This window comes from Aquimarina agarilytica ZC1 (assembly GCF_000255455.1).
Taxonomy (GTDB): Bacteria; Bacteroidota; Bacteroidia; order Flavobacteriales; family Flavobacteriaceae; genus Aquimarina; species Aquimarina agarilytica.
Window position 1 is genome coordinate 1 of the sequence record NZ_JH621258.1, and the last position, 23452, is coordinate 23452.

Consider the following 23452-nt stretch of genomic DNA (forward strand, 5'->3'; position numbering starts at 1 on the left):
CTTCTGTGACATCTGGTAATCCATCATTATCACTATCTAAATCTAAGTGGTTAGGAACTCCATCGCCATCGGTATCGAAGCTATCTACTACTCCGTCTCCATTTGCGTCTGGTCCGATATCCGTATCTAAATAATCTGGTATCCCATCGCCATCGGTATCTGCATTTGGATCTACATTGCCTGGTGTTTCCTCTGTATCTGGAATACCATCATTGTCATCATCTAAATCAACAGTATCAGGAATGCCATCCATGTCATTATCTGGAAACTCTCTCCAATTTGGCTCATTTCCTACAATAAATGTATCAGGGAAACTTGTAGCAGTCTGACTATTATTTGTTGGATTGGTTATAGAGTTAACCGCTAAATCAACTGTATCATAAGGATCTAATAATCCATCTCCATCAGCGTCAGTAGCACCTATAGGAGTATCAATAACCCCATCATCATTCGTATCATATGCTTCTAAATTATCCGATTCACCATCACCATCACTATCTGTATCCAAATAATCAGGAATAGTATCCGAGTTTGCAAGTGTAGCATCCGTATTTGTTGGAACTATAGCTGTCCCTGTTCCTGCCACTGGAGTAGAAATATCAGTATCATCAACTGGATCATAGCGATCATCAATACCATCACCATCCGTATCTACACCTAAAGGTGCTTGATATCCTGTGGTAGTCTGTGCTTCTATATTATCAACTATACCATCATCATCCGCATCAATATCTACATAATCTGCCCCATCGGTACCAAAACTATTTACTGGTGTTGTTGCCGTTGCTGTTAACGAATCATCATCACTATCAACCTCATCGGGTATCCCATTTAAACCTACTGAAACTGTCCCGCCTGTGTCAATTCTACCATCACTGTCGCTGTCTGTTGCTGCTGGGTTTCCACTTTCGACAACATCATAAATACCATCATTATCACTATCTAAATCTAAATGATTTGGGATACCATCTCCATCCGTATCAACTACAGTACAGCTAAAATTAATAGCAATTCTAGAAATTGGATTCCCGCCTGCAGTCTGTTCTATTGTTAAACTATCTGTTAAGGTTGTTATTGACCATGTAGCCGTTGCTTGATTTCCTGCATCTATAGTCAAACCTTGAATTCTAATAGAGAATGGTGATACTGTTGTTACATTTAATTGACCGTCAGGATCATTCACTATAAATGTCCCATTAGTAGTTAAAACTAAGGTTTCCAAATCAAAGAAACCAAGTCCTCCTACCGTTCCATTCAGTGTATTTAATGTAAACAGAGTAGGTTCAGTTGTTGTAATTCGAAAGCTATCTCCATCATTTAAACTTCCAACAATAGGGCCAACTGGATCTCCTACTAAACTTCCTGTCAATACTTCGACTGAAGCGGAAGCTATATTATTTGTAAGCTCATTAAAGAAATCTATTGGACCATATGATCCCCCAGAAATAGTTGAAAAATCAAAATTATTACATACCAAACCTTCAACGCTGTCTAAAATACCATCATTATCATCATCCAGATCTACCGTATCTGGTATTCCATCGCCATCTGTATCTAATGGCTCTTTTGGATCTCGATAATCAACATCTGTATCTGTTTGTGTTACATCTGTAGTATCTGTATTTGGCGTATCTACTGATCCATTATCTAAATTGTTATTTACATCACTAACAGTATTATCTGCATCAAACGCATCTAACAATCCGTCCATATCGGTATCATTAAAATTATTCGGTATATCTAAACCTGCTTCAGCTGTATCCAATAATCCATCATTGTCACTATCTGTATCTTTATAATCTGGTATACCATCAGGTATAGTCTCACTATCTTCTGGAATAGCTATTCCTTCGTCACCTACACCTTCGTAAGCTTCATTTAATCCATCTCCATCTGTATCAGATTCATTTATTAACGGAGTTAATGGATCATCTTCTATTGGTGCAATGTAACCAACAGTAGGTTGTGCCTCCACATTATCGGGAATACCATCGTTATCTGAATCTATATCTAAATGACTTGGAATACCATCGCCATCTGGATCAATATCAGCTGGGTCACCTGTATTTGGATCATTATCACCATCAATATTTGGATCCTCTACTGTATCTAAAATACCATCATTATCATCATCTAAATCTGCACTATCTGGAATACCATCGCCATCAGTATCATTCCCTTCTCTCCAATCAGGTTCTGCTCCTGGCATATCTACGTCTGGGAATGGATTTGTTGCTGTTTGCCCTCCATTAGTAGGGTTTGTACTCGTTGTTCCTGTTCCTAAAGTAACTTCATCAAAATTATCATCCAATCCATCACCATCTGCATCAGCATTTGCTGGTACTGTATCTGCTACTCCATCTTGATTGGTATCATAGGCTTCGATAGTATCACTCTCTGCATCACCATCACTATCTAAATCTAAATAATCTGGAATGGTATCACTATTGGTAAAAGTAGCATCAGTATTTGTTGGAACTATAGCTGTTCCTACCCCTGCCACTGGAGTTGAAATATCAGTATCATCAACTGGATCATACACATCATCGATCCCATCTCCGTCACTATCCGTTCCGCTAGGTGCTACATAAGCTGCAGTAGTCTGTGCTTCTATATTATCTACTATTCCATCATCATCCGCATCAATATCTACATAATCTGCCCCATCGGTACCAAAACTATTCATTGGTGTTGTTCCAGTTGCCGAAAAAGCATCATCATCACTATCTACTTCATTTGGTATACCATTTGCGCCCACTGCAACAGTACCTCCTGTATCTATACGTCCATCATTATCTGTATCTGTTGCCAACGGATTACCACTTTCAACTACATCATAAATACCATCATTATCACTATCTAAATCAACACTATTTGGAATACCATCCCCATCAAAATCTGATTCTGTACATAATAAACTTCTGAAAGCAATATTATCTATAGTTATCGAACCTGCATTTGGTGCTGGATTATTATATAGATAAAGTCTAATCTTATAAAAGGTATTTGGAATCAACTGTAAATTTGTAGTTGCTGGTACTCTGAAAGATGAAGTTGGTGGTGACAGCGTCGCTTCATCAAACAACACTACACTACTTGCAAAATTATCTCCAGATATTTCTACTTGGTATTGATACCCTGATCTGAAATCTACTGCAGGAACCCCTACTGGTTCAGCAAAAAAGAATAATTGTGAAATTGAATAAGGATCACTACCCGTAGTAAAATTTATCTCTAAATAATCATTATCGGCAACGGCACTTGCTAAATCGGGTTGATCTACGCCTTGCAAATCAATATAACCTCCAGCTACATTGTTAGGATCTTCGGTATAACTCACTCCCGAACCAAATATTTGTGAAGATGCACTTACTATAAAATCATTTCCTACTGTAGTAGGTGAAAAATCCCCTCCAGCATTGTCATATAATAACATTAATGGTGAAGGACCCGGAGTTGCATTTGGTGCACATTGTCCTTCTTCTACATCTAAAATACCATCATTATCATCATCTAAATCTGTTACATCTGGAATACCGTCCCCATCTGTATCTATAGGCTCTAACGGATCTCTATAATCCACATCCGTATCTGTTTGTGTTGGATCGGTGGTATCGGTATTTGGTGTATCCACAGAACCGTTATCTAAATTATTATTTACATCATTTGAACTATTATCAGCATCAAATGCATCTAATAATCCATCCATGTCAATATCATTTGTATTGGCTGGCATTGCTAAGCCTGCCTCAGTAGTATCTAATAAACCATCATTATCACTATCTGTATCTAAATAATCTGGAATGGTATCCGTATCTGAATTTTCTGGAGTTCCTAAACCTAGTGTTTGGTCATATACTAATGGTATACCTGTTGTTCCAACATCACCTGGCGCTACCACTCCATTAGTTCCAGGAGCTGTATAACCAACCGTAGGCTGGGCTTCTACATTATCTGGAATTCCGTCATTATCTGCATCAATATCTAAATGATTTGGTATTCCATCTCCATCTGGATCAATATCAGCTGGGTCACCTGTATTAGGATCACCATCTCCATCTTGATTTGGATCTTCATCTGTATCTAAAATACCATCATTATCATCATCTAAATCCGCACTATCTGGAATACCATCTCCATCGGTATCATTCCCTTCTCTCCAATCAGGTTCTGCACCTGGCATATCTGCATCTGGGAACGGGTTTGTTGCTGTTTGCCCTCCATTAGTTGGGTTTGTAGTTACTGTCCCTGCTCCTAAAGTTATTCCATCAAAATTATCATCTAATCCATCTCCATCAGCGTCAGCATTTGCTGGTACTGTATCTGCGACTCCATCTTGATTTGTATCATAAGCTTCTATGGTGTCACTCTCCGCGTCACCATCACTATCTAAGTCTAAATAATCTGGAATGGTATCACTATTGGTAAAAGTAGCATCCGTATTTGTTGGAACAATAGCTGTTCCTAACCCTGCAACTGGATTTAATATATCAGTATCATCAACTGGATCATACACATCATCAATACCATCTCCATCACTATCTATTCCACTAGGCCCAACATAAGCTCCAGTAGTTTGAGCTTCTATATTATCTACTATTCCGTCATCATCTGCATCAATATCTACATAATCTGCCCCATCGGTACCAAAACTATTTACTGGTGTTGTTGCCGTTGCTGTTAACGAATCATCATCACTATCAACCTCATCGGGTATCCCATTTAAACCTACTGAAACTGTGCCGCCTGTGTCAATTCTACCATCACTGTCGCTGTCTGTTGCTGCTGGGTTTCCACTTTCGACAACATCATAAATACCATCATTATCACTATCTAAATCTAAATGATTTGGGATACCATCTCCATCCGTATCAACTACAGTACAGCTAAAATTAATAGCAATTCTAGAAATTGGATTTCCGCCTGCAGTCTGTTCTATTGTTAAACTATCTGTTAAAGTTGTTATTGACCATGTCGCCGTTGCTTGATTTCCAGCATCTCCAGTCAAACCTTGAATACTAATAGAAAATGGTGATAGTGTAGTAACATTTAATTGACCGTCAGGATCATTCACTATAAATGTCCCATTAGCAGTAAAAACTAAGGTTTCCAAATCAAAGAAACCAAGTCCTCCTACCGTTCCATTCAGTGTATTTAATGTAAACTGAGTAGGTTCAGTTGTTGTAATTCGAAAACTATCTCCATCATTTAAACTTCCAACTATAGGAAGGACTGGATCTGCTACTAAACTTCCTGTCAATACTTCGACTGAAGCGGAAGCTATATTATTTGTAAGCTCATTAAAGAAATCTATTGGACCATATGATCCCCCAGAAATAGTTGAAAAATCAAAATTATTACATACCAAACCTTCAACGCTGTCTAAAATACCATCATTATCATCATCCAGATCTACCGTATCTGGTATTCCATCGCCATCAGTATCAAATGGCTCTTTTGGATCACGATAATCAACATCTATATCTGTTTGTGTTGCATCCGTTGTATCTGTATTTGGCGTATCTACTGATCCATTATCTAAATTGTTGTTTACATCACTAACAGTATTATCTGCATCAAACGCATCTAACAATCCGTCCATATCGGTATCGTTAAAATTATTTGGTATATCTAAACCTGCCTCAGCTGTATCCAATAATCCATCATTGTCACTATCTGTATCTAAATAATCTGGAATGGTATCCGTATCTGAATTTTCTGGTGTTCCTAAACCTAGTGTTTGGTCATATACTAATGGGATACCTGTTGTTCCAACATCACCTGGCGCTACCACTCCATTAGTTCCAGGAGCTGTATAACCAACTGTAGGCTGGGCTTCTACATTATCTGGAATTCCATCATTATCCGAATCAATATCTAAATGATTGGGTATTCCATCTCCATCTGGATCAATATCTGCTGGATCACCTGTATTAGGATCACCATCTCCATCTATATTAGGATCTTCATCTGTATCTAAAATACCATCATTATCATCATCTAAATCCGCACTATCTGGCACTCCATCATTATCAGAATCATTACTTTCTCTCCAATCTGGTTCCATTCCTGGCATATCAGCATCCGGGAACGGGTTTGCTGCTGTTTGACCTCCATTGGTTGAGTTTGTTGTAGGTACAGTAGCTAAATCTACCAAATCAAAATTATCATCTAAACCATCTCCATCCGCATCAGCATTTGCCGGTCCAACTTCGGGTATTCCGTCTTGATTGGTATCATAAGCTTCTATGGTATCACTTTCTGTATCTCCATCACTATCTAAATCCAAATAATCGGGAATGGTATCGCTATTTACAAAGGTAGCATCGGTATTAGTTGGTGTAATTGCTGTTCCTCCATTATCTGGATCATAACGATCATCAACACCATCCATATCTGTATCCACACCTAACGGCGATTGATATCCCCCTGTAGTTTGCGCTTCGATATTATCTACTATACCATCATCATCTGCATCAATATCTAAGAAATCTTGAGCATTATCTGCATTAAAAGTATCAACAGGAACTGGTACAACTCCATTATCTGGTGCTCCTTCTACCACATCTGGAATACCATTTGTTCCAACATCTGCCGGACTAACAGTTATTCTTCCATCATTATCTGGATCTACTGCATTAGGATCTCCACTTTCAATTACATCATAAATACCATCATTATCACTATCTAAGTCTACACTATTTGGAATACCATCTCCATCAAAATCTACTATTGGGCAAGTACTCGTTTGAATTGCAAAATTATCAAAGGTGGCAAAACCATTAGCTGCTTGTGAAGCATAAATATAAATACGAACTCTATAAAAAGTATTTTCTGCAATAGGAAAAGCGTTGGTACCTAAATTTACAAACTCCGAAGTATCAGCATTTGGTGGTCCACTAAATGTTCCAGTAGTTAAACGTGTTGTTGTTCTATTTGATACTAATACATTCGACGAGTTAAAGTTATCTCCACTAATCTCTACTTGAAATGTATAATCAGAATAAATTGGATTCAGAACAGGGTCATCTCCTAAATTTGCACCTAAAGTAGCACTGTATGTTCCATTTATAAAAGAAGGAACATCATGAATAGAAACCGAACGAATGGCTGTTGCTACATCTGCTAAAGATGTAAAAGCATATTCTATATAATCCCCATTAGTTTTTGCCGTAGTTATATCCGCTGCATCCGCTCCACTAACATAATAATACCCTTCGCCTTGTACGTTATTAGGTACATTTAATGTTGACTCATCAACTAAACCAGCTCCAAAAGTTGCAGAGACTGCATTTAATTGAAATGAAGCACTCTCTACTATATTAGGTTCATATCGATCAACTTTCGCTGCTCCTGTATTTCCATTCAAAGTACCTCTGTTTGAATCCCAAACTAAACCAGGAACACGTGGACCATTAAGATCACAAACAGCTTCATCAACATCTCTAATCCCATCATTATCATCGTCTAAATCAACCGCATCGATAATTCCATCCATGTCAGAATCTAAAGGTTCTAATAAATCTCTAAAATCAACATCCGTATCTGTTTGGCTAGGGTTACCTGTATCTGTATTTGGTGTATCAACTGCCCCTCCATCTAAATCATCATTCACATCAAAAGGATCTCCTGCAGGAGTATTTACATCATCATAAGCATCTAACAATCCATCACCATCAATATCATTCGTATTTGTTGCAGGTGTTTGCCCTGCTTCTACTACATCTAATAAACCGTCATCATCTGAATCTGTATCTAAATAATCAGGAATCGTATCTGTATCTGAATTTTCAGGAGTGGTTATCGGTGTACTCCCTCCAAAATCTGGATCGTATTGGTCATCCAATCCGTCCATATCCGTATCATTATTCAATGGAGGTTGATATCCTGCAGTACTTTGTGCCTCTACATTATCTGGAATACCATCATTATCTGAATCAATATCTAAATTATCTGGAATACCATCACCATCTGTATCTGGACATGCTAGACCTGTTAGAGAAATATTTATATCAAAATTATTAGTTGTATCTGCTGAAGTAGTTGTAATTGTTAGACTATCTAAAACTTGAGGATCTACGAAATTAGCAAGCGTTACATTACTTTCTGTAGTAGTAACTGTAATAGTTAAACCATCGGGAGAAATCGTTGTTCCCCCATCAGCCACAAATGTTGCAGTATCTACTTGCGCACTTAAAGCGTAAGTACCAATAGGTAAGCCTGAAAGTGTCAAATTAGCATTTTCTGCCTGTACTGAGAATTGTGTATTTTGATTAAAAACTAAATTACTTGGAGAATCCCCTGGTGTTGTAGTTATGCCCCCAGCACCTGATGTTGCTGTTCCTCCAGCATCATTATAAGTTACACTAAATACCTCATCGCCATCTGTATTATTTTGTACCCCAGCTATTGCATTACCAGCTCCTGAAAAAGTAGGATTACCTGTGTATGATGTACATTCTATACTATCAGGAATACCATCATTATCATCATCTATATCAACTAAATCTGGTAATAAATCATTATCTGTATTATCTGCTACAGCCGGTCCAGTAGGATCTAAAATTTCTGCTCCAGTTAATGAGTCATCTCCAAGAAGACCATCAGTCAATTGATATTCTACCGTATATACTTGTGCTCCATTTACGGTTTCTATGGCTTCAGTAATAAGAAAATTTCTATAAATTTTATCTACAATACCAAAAACTCTATCTCCATATTTTCTGTAAGCATCTCTTTGTTCTATGGCTGTAAGTCCATACCAATAAAATTTTACTGTAGCCGATTGGCCTGCTAATCCACATTCTAATGTAAAATCCACTAAACCAAATGGGTATTCATAAGCTTCATCTTCAATACCCCCATTGGATACAATTTCAGACTCTTGAACAATTTGCATGTTTGTAATTTGACTACAATCCCCGGTAACAGCCAAAGTTACATAACTCCCTGTTCCACTTCCGTCAGGTATTGAAGCTACATCTGGTTGTAAACTATCAAGAGTACCATCATTATTTCCATCTCCGCCATTTGGCGCCCCATCCTCAACAGCAACATCCACATTATCATCATCATCACAATTTTGCATTGTTGCATCTTGTGAAATGTTAAGCGCCTGCATTTCTCCAGCAGGGCTACCCGTAGTAATCACCAAACCATCTGCTGTTACAATTCCGTTTGCTACGGGATCGGGATCTGTTATAATTCCAGTCAAGTTTGTTACTACTCCCCCGACCATTGGGTCACCAGTAAAAGTCCCTCCTGTATTTCCTCCGCTAAGGCTAGAAGTTTGTAAATCCGTTTCTATAAAACCTGAATCACCTTCAACAGCATCTGCACAACCATCACCATCACTATCTAAATCCAATTGATTGATAATACCATCCATATCCAGATCCGCATCTGGACAATCACTTATATTTAATCTGAAATTATCAAAGGTCGCATACCCATTCGAAGTTATATCTTGCGCATTATAGATATATAGCCTTACTTTATAAGTTACACTAGGCGTTAATGCAAAAGGTGTAAAACCAACTGACTCTTCGAATTGGAAGAAGTTTGGATCTGATGCTGGCAAAGAAGCATCATCAAATGAATTGGTAAAAGCTGAACCATCAGCTCTACGATTGGTAGTTTTACCTGTTAAAAGAACTGTTGATGTCACAAAATTATCCGTACTTATCTCTATATCATATGTAAAATCGGCATATTGTGGTCTGTCATCTGGGTTTCCTTGGTTAGCACTTAAATTAGTCCCTATAGCCCCGTAAATACCAGGCATAAAAGTAACTACATCTTGCAAATTGTAGGAACGTAAAATAACAGTCCTATCTGACAGCATAGTAAACCCGTATTCTAAATAATCATTATCTGCTTTTGCCGCCGCAACATCTACTTCATCGGCACCACTCACAAAATAATATCCTTGCACCTCTACTGTATTTACTGGATCTAAAGACTCATCAACCAAACCTGAACCGAAAATCACATTTGGCACATTATTTTCTACAAAACTTACCGGAAGACCAAAAGCAGGATCGAATTGAGAAGGCTCATATCGTGTATTTTTAGGATTTCCTGTATTAAAGTTTGTTCTAGAGCTCACTTCGGTAGCCGGATCAATATTGGGATCCCAAATTAATCCTAATGATGTAGCTCCTGATAGATTACAGTTACTTTCTACTACATCAATAATCCCATCATTGTCATCATCTAAATCCACTACATCATTCACATTATCGCCATCTGTATCAATGAACACTGGATTAACTTGAATTTGCACTGGCCCTTCAATGGCATTACAAAGTCCTGTTTCAACAATGGAAAGATTACTCCCCACTACTAATGTTGTAGGCACAACAGTTCCATCAAATGACAACATGTATACAAAATATTGACCTGGTATGTATTGTCCTAAATTAATAGTTCCTGTATTTGGAAAAGGAGAAACAATCCCATATATATTTAAGCCTACATCAGTAACAACATATACATTATTCTGACCTAAATTTGTCATAGCATCAGTTGTAGCTACCACTGTAAGATCTTGATTAGTCAAGAAATTACTATCGGGAACAAAAGGACTAGGCACTATTGGTTCCACAGGAAATTGCGCTAAAGCAACTATACTGTAAAACCAAAAAAGTAATACTGTTAGACCTTTCCCTGTAAGGAAGGATTCTTTTTTATGACAAATACTAAAAAAAGAGGTTGAAGTAATTTTTTTCATAATCCTAAGATTTTTATTCAAACTGCTGATTAAGCTATGTTTCCTATCAAAAGTTAAATGTTTAAAAACAAACACTTTATAAATTTAACGTTTCTTTTCTTATTGAAAATCAGTTATTTATATTTTTTTATTATTTTTCGATAACCCGTTATTTAATACCGCTATAATACCTAAAAAATCGTTTAAGCGCACTTATTAATAAGCAACAAATAACTGAATATCAAACACTTAATTCTAATCAAACTACTGTTTTTTCAATTTTATATATAGCCTGTTAGTTGTCACTCTGTAACTAGGTTAAATTTTCTATAAAAGACAAAATATTATGGTTTCTTATTCATTCATTACAAATAAGATGATATCCTATTTAGCTTACTTGCAATACGATTTGCTAACAAAAATTTCGCATAACTGTGGTTTCTTTCTCTACTATTCTTGCATTAAAAAAGCAACCCCTAGCTAAGACTATATTTTTTTTTCCTCCAAGCACCAACTGACTCATCACTATCATGTTGCCCTACATTAGACTAGTGAGAAATAAATCAACCTATTAACACGAAATTCTTATCAGTAAATCGTATGAGACTTTAAATTGATTTAAGAACAACTCATTTTAGAGCATACTCAAATTAATTTGGAGCAATTGTAGGTGGTATAATATCACAACAACCACTATCTGTATTTACATCTTGACTATCCCCTATGCTCTGCGTATTTGGAGTATTTGCCAGCGTTGACAAGGGTACTCCGTAAGTTGGAGATGTAGGATCTGTATCTACGGTAGTTCCTAAATTAAATAACACACTTTCGGTAGTGCTTCCTAGATAACCTGTTGAAATGCTACCATCATTATTATTGTTATTGGGTTGATTTAATAAAGTCGCTGAAGCATCACTTAAATCGGTTTGCGCAAAACTTAAATCCCCTTCTACGGCATCGGGACATCCATCTCCGTCGCTGTCTAGGTCTAGACTGTTTATGATTCCATCATTGTCAGTATCTGATAAACATTCAAAATCTAGAATGAGTGCATCTAAATCTCCACTTCCTCCTCCAACTCCGTAAGGGTAAAACCTCATAACGTAGTTTTGATTCGGTTGTAACACGAAATCAGGAATAATATCATAATCCACTACTACTCCCAATCCTGAAGTAATACCTTCAATATTACTTAAAATAGTAAAAGTTGTAAAAGCAGCATCTGTATCAATCAGTAATGCTCCATTTTCAATAATATCTGTTCCGTTAATTTGAGAAAATGTTCCCCAACTAATAATTTTTTGCAACACTGTCGAGGTAAACGTGAATTCTACATACTCATTATTAGTAATCGCTTCTGCAAGTGTAATGGCAGAAAGTCCTGAAAAATTCCATTGATTATCATTTGATGGACCACTAATTGATAGTGTTAAACCACTTCCCGCACTAAAAGCAGAAAGAGCACTAAGATCTCCATTTGAATTATCAGACCTAACCGTCCCTGGAAAAGTAGCACCTCCATCTACATCATAGAATTGCTCGTATGCCGTTCCACATATATCTTCACTTATATCCAAAATCCCATCATTATCATCATCCACATCAAAAACATCGGCAATTAAATCACCATCAGAATCTAAACAAGCATTAACAGTACTATCTGATGCAAAAGTGGTATATGTTGATGTATATTCGGGTGTTCCATCTAGAGTTCCTGTACCCCCGTTATCGTCTATACTATCTAATAATCCGTCACCATTACTATCATTCGTCGCATTAGATGTAAATCCAAACTGTGCATCAGCCGTGCTAGTCGTAGTATTTGTCACTCCATCTCCATTGATCACATCCCCATTTCCAATACCTGTAGTTGGAGCGACTCCTGCTTCTACCGCATCTGGGCATCCATCTCCATCACTATCTAAATCCAAATGATCCAAAATTCCGTCTCCATCTAAATCTTCAGTACACGTAGTTCGTGGGTACAATGAAGCTTGGTAATTATTCAAGGTAAAAGTTACTTCGTTGATAAACCCATTACTCCAAGTACTTCCTGCATCTCCTTGTAATCTATAAAAACGATACGATCCTGAATTTTGAGTAATCGCAACATTTACTTCCAAATCTGCTTCTGCTTGACCATAGGCCGTACTTAAGGATAGATCTGTCCAATTATTACCGTCATTCGAACCTTGTACTGTAGCACTCACTCCATTTAACAAGAAACTATTTGAATTCAGCAATTGGAAAATAATTTCACTAATATCTAAACCATTAGTAAACTCAAATTGCATAATTGTATTTCCCGTAACCGGTAATACATTAGTAAAACGTGCTTGATTCACCGCTACATTGGCTGTCTCTCCGTCTACAGTATTATCTAATGCATAAGAAGCATTAATCATAGTTAAATCAGAGGTCACTGTAATATCAGCTGTACGATCTCCTGTAGTCCAAACGGTCTCAGGAATAAAACATGTCGGAGACTCATCACTATTGATAATCCCATCATTGTCCGCATCTACATCGAATAAATCAGGTATATCATCATTATCTGTATCAGAACATGCATTTAACACCTCTGACAATGCAAAATTGTTATATGTAGAAGTATATTCAGGAACACCATCTAAACTTCCACTTCCTCCATTATTATCAACAGTATCAATCAATCCATCATTATTGGTATCAGGATCACTGTTTCCGGCATCTTGTGTAAAGCTAAAGAAAGCATCCGCGATACTAGTTGTAGAAGTTACTGCTCCTCCTGTCCCATTTTCAACATCTCCATTTCCAATACCCGTCGTAGGTGCTACTCCAGCTTCTACAGCATCTGGACAGCCATCTCCATCACTATCCAAATCTAGACTATTGATAATTCCATCATCATCACTATCCTGTGAACAAGGTATTTCTAAAGTAAACTGGAATCTTAACGAAGGAAAAGAACTCCATGTCAAGGGGTTAATGCGTAACCCTATCCAATCTTCATCTGAATTACTTACGGTATTAAATACTTGAGTAGTATTATTTGTATTGGCAGTAAAAGTACCTATAGAAACCCAACTAGTTCCATCTTTAGTTCCTTCTAATTGATAACTCGTCACCCATTGTCCTGCATTACCTCGCCCTGCTGTAGTCACTCCTATAATTCGTCGTGCTCCACCAAATAACATTCCAACAAATTGATTCGTATCCGTATTATTTACTCCTGACCAACTTGTTCCAGAAGTTAGCTGGGGTGCATTCAAGCCACCGAAATTCCCACTGTTCACATAATCTCCACTAGCAGGATCTGGATCTAACAATTCTTCTGCACAAAGAACGCGTTCATCTACGTCCAAAATCCCATCATTATCATCATCAATATCTACTAAATCTCCGATGCCATCATTATCTGTATCAATACATCCGTTTCTAGTTGCATCTAAAGCATTTTCATTATAAGTAGAACTATATTCTGTTGTCCCGTTTAAAGGTAACGTAGCTCCCGAATTACTATCTAAACTATCCCGTAACCCATCATCATTCGTATCATCATTTCCTCCATTTGTAGTTTGATCAAAACTAAATTGAGCATCATCTATATTTGGTGTTGTTGTGGTTACTGCTCCACCTGTACCATTTTCAATTGTTCCTTGTCCCAGACCTACTATTGGACTTACATTTGCTTCGACTGCATCTGGACAATCATCTCCATCACTGTCTAAATCTAAATGATTTAAAACTCCATCATCATCTAAGTCTTCAGTACATGTTGCTTTAAAATATTTAGAGGCTACATAATTCGTTAAATTAAAAGTCACCTCATTGATAAATCCATTACTCCAAGTACTTCCTGCATCTCCTTGTAATCTATAAAAACGATACAATCCTACATTTTGAGTAATTACCACATTCACTTCTAAATCTGCTTCTGCTTGACCATAAGCTGTACTTACCGATAAATCTGTCCAATTCGTTCCGTCATTAGAACCTTGCACGGTGGCACTTACCCCATTTAACAAGAAACTATTCGAGTTTTGTAATTGGAAAATAATCTCATTTAACTCGATAGCATTGATAAACTCAAACTGCATAATCGTATTTCCCGTAACAGGAAGTACATTAGTAAAACGTGCTTGATCCACAGCCACATTCGCTGTAGCTCCATCGACTACATTATCCAATGTGTATGAAGCATTGATCATCGTCAAATCAGAGGTTACAGTAATTAACGAGGTACGATCTCCTGCGGTCCACTCCGTTTCTGCAAAGAAACAGCTAGGTGATTCTTCTGCATCTACTATACCGTCATTATCATCATCAATATCCACTAAGTCCCCAATGCCATCGTTATCGGAATCAGCACAACCATCTAGGGTATCTGATAGGGCAATTAAACTGTAGGTTGAAGTATAATCGGGTATTCCATCACCATTAGTATCTACACTATCGTTTAATCCATCTTCAGGAGCTGAATCGGTACCTGTGGTATCTAATTGTGCATTGATTATAGTTGTAGTCGTGTTTGCTGTAGCGTCTGTACCATTTCCATTAGTAACTAAAGCAGAAACTAAATCTGCATTTCCTAAGGGTACTCCTGCTTCCACAGCATCTGGACAACCATCTCCGTCACTATCTAAATCCAAACTATTTACAATACCATCATTATCGGTATCTAATAGGGAACAAACACTGGCATTAAATCCATAGGATTCTAAGCCAATAGCATTAGCCGTAGCATGATCATGAGACGTTGTCAAATTGAAACTGGTTAATAAATTCACATTAAATTCTATTCTCCAAGTAGCCGCCCCGTCAAATTGATCTGCTATTTGTGAAATCGTAGTTCCCGAAGTGATTTCTGTACCATCTGCAACATCTAATTGATTATCGGGATCTACCACTGTGGCAACCACTGCGGGTACCCAATTTAATAAAATGCTTTGCGCATCATTATCTCTACTCGTCGCTGTAACTGGATTGTTATTGGTTTGAGGTCCGTACGTCACTGTATTTAATACGCTAGTACCCGTTGTCGTTATTGCAATGATTTCTCCAAAATCTCCATCGGCATCATTATCATTTAATAAATAATGTACGCCATCACCAACAATCACACTCGCAGCAGAAAATGCTACATTCACATCCGTAAAGTCAATTGTATAATCTGCAACCGCACTTCCATTCGTAAATTGACCTGTTACACTTTGAGCATTTGCTGTATTCGTTTGTGCGGTGTTACTTGAAGTTCCAAAACCACAGCCTAATTCTACCGTATCTAACACCCCATCGTTATCATCATCAAGATCTATTAGATCGCCAACACCATCGGTATCAGAATCCGCACAGGCATCTAAACTAGATGATTGTGCTAAATAATAAGTATTCGTATATTCTGGGGAACTATCTATAGTTGCACCGTCTGCTCCATCAAATAATCCATCTCTATTGATATCATTGGTGGGTGCTGTAAACACAAATCGTGCATTGGCAACTCCTGTGGTTGTTCCACCGCTATTTACTAAGTCTCCTGTAGTAAGACCAGCGATTCCTAATACGCCTCCCTCTTCTGCATCAGGACAACCATCTCCATCGCTATCTAAATCTAAATGTGGTGCTATCCCATCACCATCGATATCTGGGTCTTCACACAATTCTACCACTAACGAATATCCGTCTTGACCGAAGTTTGCGGTATCTGTGTGATCCGTAGTTAAGGTAAATACGCTCATAGTAGAATTGATAGGAAATTCTAGATACCAAGTTCCAGTTCCATTTACATGATCTAATAATTGTACAATACTGTCTCCTGAAAAAATTTGTGTACCATCTGCAATACTTAATTGATTATCTGGATCTCGAACATATCCTAAAACTGCTGGAGTCCAGCTTACCTCAATCGTCTGTGAATTGTTATCGTATTGGGCATCATTAACTTCTAACAAATCTGGCCCCCAACGTATTACATTAACAAAGCTATTTGCTGCCGGAGTTACCGTAATGGTACTGCTAAAATTCATAGCCCCATCATTCCATAAATAAGATACACCTTGACCATCAAACTGATCAGCTGTTGTTAATGCTAAGCTTGCATCCGAAAGATCAATCACATAACCCGCATTTGCCCCTCCATCTGTAAATGCCCCACTCACTTCTTGTGAACCTATAGTGGTTACAGGAGCATTATTTGCGGCTGTAGTTTGGAAATCACAACCTAATTCTACTACATCTAAAATACCATCGTTATCATCATCTAAATCCACTAAATCTGGCACACCATCATTATCAAAATCTGGTGCCGTACACCCGTCTTGTGTAGCATCGGTAACTAAATAATAAGTAGGGGCATAACTTACTTCTCCGTCATTTGGCGCAGCCTGTTCGACGATATCTGCTAAACCATTCCCGTTAGTATCTTCTCCATTAACTAAGGTGTTTGTAAATTGAAAATTTGCTGTAGTCGATGAAGTTGCATTCGCTTCTTTGGCATCACTACAGCCATCGTTATCGCTATCTACATCTAAGTAATCTGGAATGGCATCATTCGCACTATCGGTATTGATTAGTTCACAAACACTGGCATTAAATCCATAAGACTCCGTACCTATTGCGTTTGCTGTAGCATGATCATGAGCCGCTGTAAGATTAAAACTCGTCAACAAATTCACATTAAATTCTATTCTCCAAGTAGCTGCTCCGTCAAATTGATCTGCCGTTTGGGTAATGGTAGTCCCCGAGGTAATTTCCATTCCATCAGCTATATCTAATTGATTATCGGGATCGATTACAGTGGCTACTACTGCAGGTATCCAATTCAATAAAATCGTTTGTTGATCGTTATCTCTACTCGTGGCTGTAACTGGGTTATTATTCGTTTGAGCTCCGTAAGTAACTGTATTTAAAACACTCGTTCCTGAAGTAGTAATAGTGATATCTTCACTAAAATCTCCATCTGCATCATTGTCATTCAATAAGTAATGCACTCCGTCTCCAACAATTACACTGGTTCCTCCAAAGGCCACATTCACATCTGTAAAGTTTACCGTATAATCTGCAACTGCACTTCCGTTTGTAAATTGACCAGCAACACTTTGTGCATTAGCCGTATTGGTTTGTGCTGTATTGTTAGAGATCCCAAAACCACAACCTAATTCTACCGTATCTAAAATACCATCATTATCATCATCAAGATCTACTAAATCTCCTACACCATCATTATCAAAATCTGCACAGGCATCTAAAACGGCTGACTGTGCTAAATAATACGTATTCGTATATTCTGGAGTACTATCAATCGTTGCTCCATCGGCACCATCAAACAATCCATCTCTGTTAACATCATTGGTAGGTGCTGTAAATACAAATCTAGAATTCGCAACTCCAGTGGTCGTTCCTCCACTATTTACTAAATCGCCTGTGGTTAAACCTGTAATATTCAACACTCCTCCTTCTTCCGCATCGGGACAACCATCGCCGTCACTATCTAAATCTAAGTGTGGTGCTATCCCATCACCATCGATATCTGGGTCTTCGCACAATTCTACCACTAACGAATATCCATCTTGACCAAAGTTTGCGGTATCCGTGTGATCCGTAGTTAAGGTAAATACGCTCATAGTAGAATTGATAGGAAATTCTAGATACCAAGTTCCAGTTCCATTTACATGATCTAATAATTGTAAAATACTGTCTCCTGAAAAAATTTGTGTACCATCGGCAATACTTAATTGATTATCTGGATCTCGAACATATCCTAAAACTGCTGGAGTCCAGCTTACCTCAATCGTCTGTGAATTGTTATCGTATTGGGCATCATTAACTTCTAACAAATCGGGTCCCCAACGCACTACATTTACAAAGCTGTTGGCCCCTGGAGTTACCGTAATCGTACTACTAAAATTCTGAGTGCCATCATTCCATAAATAAGATACTCCTTGACCATCAAACTGATCAGCTGTCGTTAGGGCAACACTAGCATCCGAAAGATCAATCACATAACCCGCATTTGCCCCTCCATCTGTAAATACCCCACTCACTTCTTGTGAACCTACAATAGTTACAGGAGCATTATTTGCGGCTGTAGTTTGGAAATCACAACCTAATTCTACTACATCTAAAATACCATCATTATCATCATCTAAATCCACTAAATCTGGCACACCATCATTATCAAAATCTGGTGCCGTACACCCGTCTTGTGTAGCATCGGTAACTAAATAATAAGTAGGGGCATAACTTACTTCTCCGTCATTTGGCGCAGCCTGTTCGACGATATCTGCTAAACCATTTCCATTAGCGTCTTCTCCATTCAGCAAGGTATTGGTAAACTGAAAATTTGCTGTAGTCGATGAAGTTGCATTCGCTTCTTTGGCATCACTACAGCCATCGTTATCGCTATCTACATCTAAGTAATCTGGAATGGCATCATTCGCACTATCGGTATTGATTAGTTCACAAACACTGGCATTAAATCCATAAGACTCCGTACCTATTGCGTTTGCTGTAGCATGATCATGAGTCGCTGTAAGATTAAAACTCGCCAACAAATTCACATTAAATTCAATCCTCCAAGTAGCCGCCCCGTCAAATTGATCTGCTGTTTGATTTATGGTAGTTCCCGAAGTAATTTCTATACCATCAGCAACATCTAATTGATTATCGGGATCTACCACTGTGGCAACCACTGCGGGTACCCAATTTAATAAAATGCTTTGCGCATCATTATCTCTACTTGTCGCTGTAACTGGATTGTTATTGGTTTGAGGTCCGTACGTCACTGTATTTAATACGCTAGTACCCGTTGCCGTTATTGCAATGATTTCTCCAAAATCTCCATCGGCATCATTATCATTTAATAAATAATGTACGCCATCACCAACAATCACACTCGCAGCAGAAAATGCTACATTCACATCCGTAAAGTCAATTGTATAATCTGCAACCGCACTTCCGTTAGTAATTTGCCCAGCAACACTCTGTGCATTGGCGGTATTGGTTTGAGCCGTATTGCTTGAAATTCCAACCCCGCAACCTAATTCTACGGTATCTAAAATTCCATCATTATCATCATCGATATCTACTAAATCACCAACCCCATCATTATCTAAATCTGCACAGGCATCTAAAACGGCAGAGGCTGCCAGATAATAAGTATTGGTATACTCTGGACTTCCATCTATGGTACTACCATCAGCTCCATCAAATAATCCATCTCCATTATTATCGTTAGCTGGACTCACAAATACAAACCTCGAATTCGCTACGCCTGCCGTTGTACCACCTGTATTTACTAAGTCTCCTGTGGTTAACCCCGTAATATTTAACACACCACCTTCTTCTGCATCTGGACAACCATCACCATCACTATCTAGATCTAAATGATTATAAATACCATCACTGTCAATATCGTCGGTACACACTTGTTTTGGATTCAAGCTAGGGTCATAAGACAATGCCCCTTTAGTAGTTTGTATTTCTTGAATGATATATCCTGAATTTGTAGAACCTGCGGTTTCTGCAACTATGCTATAAAATGAATACGTATCTATATTCTGGTCGATAGTAAACACTCTTGCATTGTTTATACTCCCTGTTACAGCCGTTGTGGTTACTTCTTGGTAATTCACCCCATCTTTTGACGCTTCTAATTGATAAGTTCCATTGGCAAAACGATTTAGTACCGTCAACGTTCCTAAATCAACTGGGGTTGGAAATTGTATCGTAAATAATACATCCCCAATATTTATCGTTTGGGCATTTACAAAGTTAAATGTTGCCGTTGTGGCTCCATCAAATAAGAGACTCGTATCTTCCCCTGGTTGAATATCAAATGGAGTTGTGATTCCTGAAATTTGTATGGCCTCTTCTTCTGTTAAGAAACAATTTGGACTTTCAAGGGCATCTGGAATACCATCATTATCATCATCAATATCTACTAAATCGCCTACATCATCATTATCACTATCGGCACATAAATTTAATGCTGCTGAGGTTGCGAATCTAAAATATGTAGAAGCATAATTAATTTGCCCATCATTCACAGCATCTTCTACCGTATCTGCTAGTCCATTTCCATTGGTATCTTCTCCATTAATAGTCGTATTCGTAAAAGCAAAAGTAGCGGATTGATCTGTTGTAGCTCCTGCTTCGTAACCATCACCACAACCATCTCCATCGCTATCGGGATCCAGATGATTCACAAATGCATCTCCATCGGTGTTATCCGTACAAGTATTTTTAGGATGTTCACTGGCATTATAATTGGCAACATTGATCGTCGGAATAACTTCCGCGGTATTTCCTGTAGTGGTATTCGCTGTAGCTACTCCAAGTATTCTAAAGTATTTGTAACTCCCTGCATTTTGGTCTACGGTAAATATTTTATCGGCATTGGTAGCAATCGATACTGCTGTAGAAGTTAAATCTACCCAATTGACTCCATTTACAGAACCTTGCATAATGGCAGTTCCTCCTGTTCCGTAGGAACCATTACTATCTAATAATAATTCTGTTAATTCTACTTGATCTGGAAAAACTATCGTAAAAATATTAGCCCCTGCTAAGGGTTGACCGCTATTGAAATTATAGGTAAAAGAACTGATCTCGTCCGTAAGTACACTTACATTATCTGGACTCGTTAAACTAGAAAACACATTGGCTATCGAAGTAAATTCATCTAAACTTAAAAAACAATTTGGTGACTCCGTAGCATCTAATACTCCATCATTATCGTCATCAATATCTGTTAAGTCTGGCTCTCCATCGGTATCCGAATCGATTACGGTACAACGACTATTAAAAGCGTTATAAGCCACATCAGAAAAAGTATAATTAATCAAACCACTATCGCTTGGTGATTCTACACTATCCGCTAAACCATTTGCCCCCACATTTAATGAAGTTCCTACGGTCATTGTCGATACTATTGCCCCTGTAACATTTGCCTCATAGGCATCTGGACACCCATCTCCGTCACTATCTAAATCCAAATAATTAGGATCAGGGTCTGTATCAGAATTTAAAGGGGTTAAACCAGGATCCCACACATCATATAACCCATCGAAGTTGTCATCCACTAAGGCTGGCCCTATAATTAGATTAGGATCTTGTGCTTCTATGTAATCGGGTATACCATCATTATCCGCATCTATATCCAAACTATTTGGAATTAAATCAGTGTCAAAATCTGTAGTTCCTTCTACCGTATCTAGTATCCCATCATTATCGTCATCTACATCTTCTGCATCTACAATACCATCATTATCCGTATCGGTGCGACCATCATAAATACAAAATGATATGGGCGGTGTTGTATTCCCATTACTGGGGGTTACTGTACCTGTCCAGGTAGCAATCCCAGTCCAATTCGTTGGTAACGTTGGTGTAATATCACTAAGGGTATTATTATCATCTAAAATAACAGTGTATGTGGCAGTTGAATTACTGGGTAATAGCAAACTAAAACTACCGTTAGCTAATACTTGACTGGCAATTGTGGCTGCTGACCCTCCATTAGGTATTAATTTCACAAACATTGTAGTTGGAATACCTACCGAAGATTCTTGTCCATCTTCGGTACAGTTCCCTTTAACTCCCCCTAAAAAGCCATTGTCGTTAAAAACAGCACCCGCTGGGCCAGTAAGTACACAAGGTACTTGATAAGTAATACTCGTAGCTACCCCCCAATCATCCCCTGGTGAATTCGATACAAAGCGTAACTGGTAACTTCCCCCTGGTCTATTCCAAGGAATGCGAATAGAAACATTTGTTAATGCAAAAGGGGTATTTCCATGATTCCAAGAGGAGGGCCCTGCGACAATCTGAGCGCCGCCGAAGAGTTGAGTGGTTACTGTTATCCCACTAGACGGGTTATTCCAGATGGTGTAAGTCGTTCCCCCAAAGCTCATGATTAACTGCCCTGTTCTCCCTTGAGCTCCATTAAAGTCTCCTGTCCCAATTCGAAAATTAAATCGAATTTCATCGACACCTGTGGGCATGTTAATATTAGTAGTTAATAAATCTCCACTGGCATTATCATTAAAGTTTGTACTTGGATTTCCTACAGACCATCCTCCTGTATATCCCCAATTACCTGGACTTAATGTTATTGTGCCACACTGCGAAAAAACAGATAATACATTAAAAAAAAGCAACCAAATAGTTACTCCTAATATTCTTTTGAAACTGATCCTATTATTAACTTGCCCCATTGTTTAAAACTTAATCGCTTTAAAACATATAAAACATGATTACTTTAAAATCCTTAACTTTTTAATTACAGTTAACCATTAAATTTCAAATAATAAAGCATATCGCTTTCATTAAAAGAAAACCATGATTTCTATTTATTTCAAATTCAATAAATAATATTAAGTTAAAAAAAACATAAAAGTAAAAGTGCTACATATATTAAAAAAGTAAATTACTGACAACCAAGTTAATAACTTTTTATGTATTTTTCAACTTGTTGATTTACAAATAATTAAATTTTAAACAAAAACAACTTTAAATAAGATAAAACATAAAAAAAATCGACAAAATACACAAATATTAGACTAAGGTTTTTTATTTAATTAGCATATAAGATCATTACGTTGTTACACCTAAAAAATGAGACTCTATTTTTTTTATAATTTTATCAGTAATCATTTTTTGTTAATTTTAAGAAGCTATTATAAAAAATAGTATTTCATAAATTTTTATATTATTCAATTTGCTTGTTAGGGTTTCGTATAAATAGGTTGATTTATTTTTCAT

Annotated in this window: 2 protein-coding genes; both read right to left on the reverse strand. The window is 37.6% G+C overall.

From position 1 onward, the window contains the following. Positions 1 to 10732, reverse strand: a 10732-nt coding sequence (locus KQA_RS18770) for a hypothetical protein (RefSeq protein WP_010180221.1), incomplete at its 3' end; no start/stop codon positions are given. Positions 10733 to 11361: 629 nt separating this feature from the next. Then, entirely contained in the window at positions 11362 to 22905 is an 11544-nt protein-coding gene (locus KQA_RS0208855; RefSeq protein WP_010180223.1) for a beta strand repeat-containing protein, read from the reverse strand. Between the last annotated feature and the right edge of the window lie 547 nt (positions 22906 to 23452).

Coding starts and splice junctions, on each gene's coding strand:
- KQA_RS0208855 (WP_010180223.1), bottom strand. CDS start 22,905: ATGGGGCAAGTTAATAATAGGATCAGTTTCAAAAGAATATTAGGAGTA.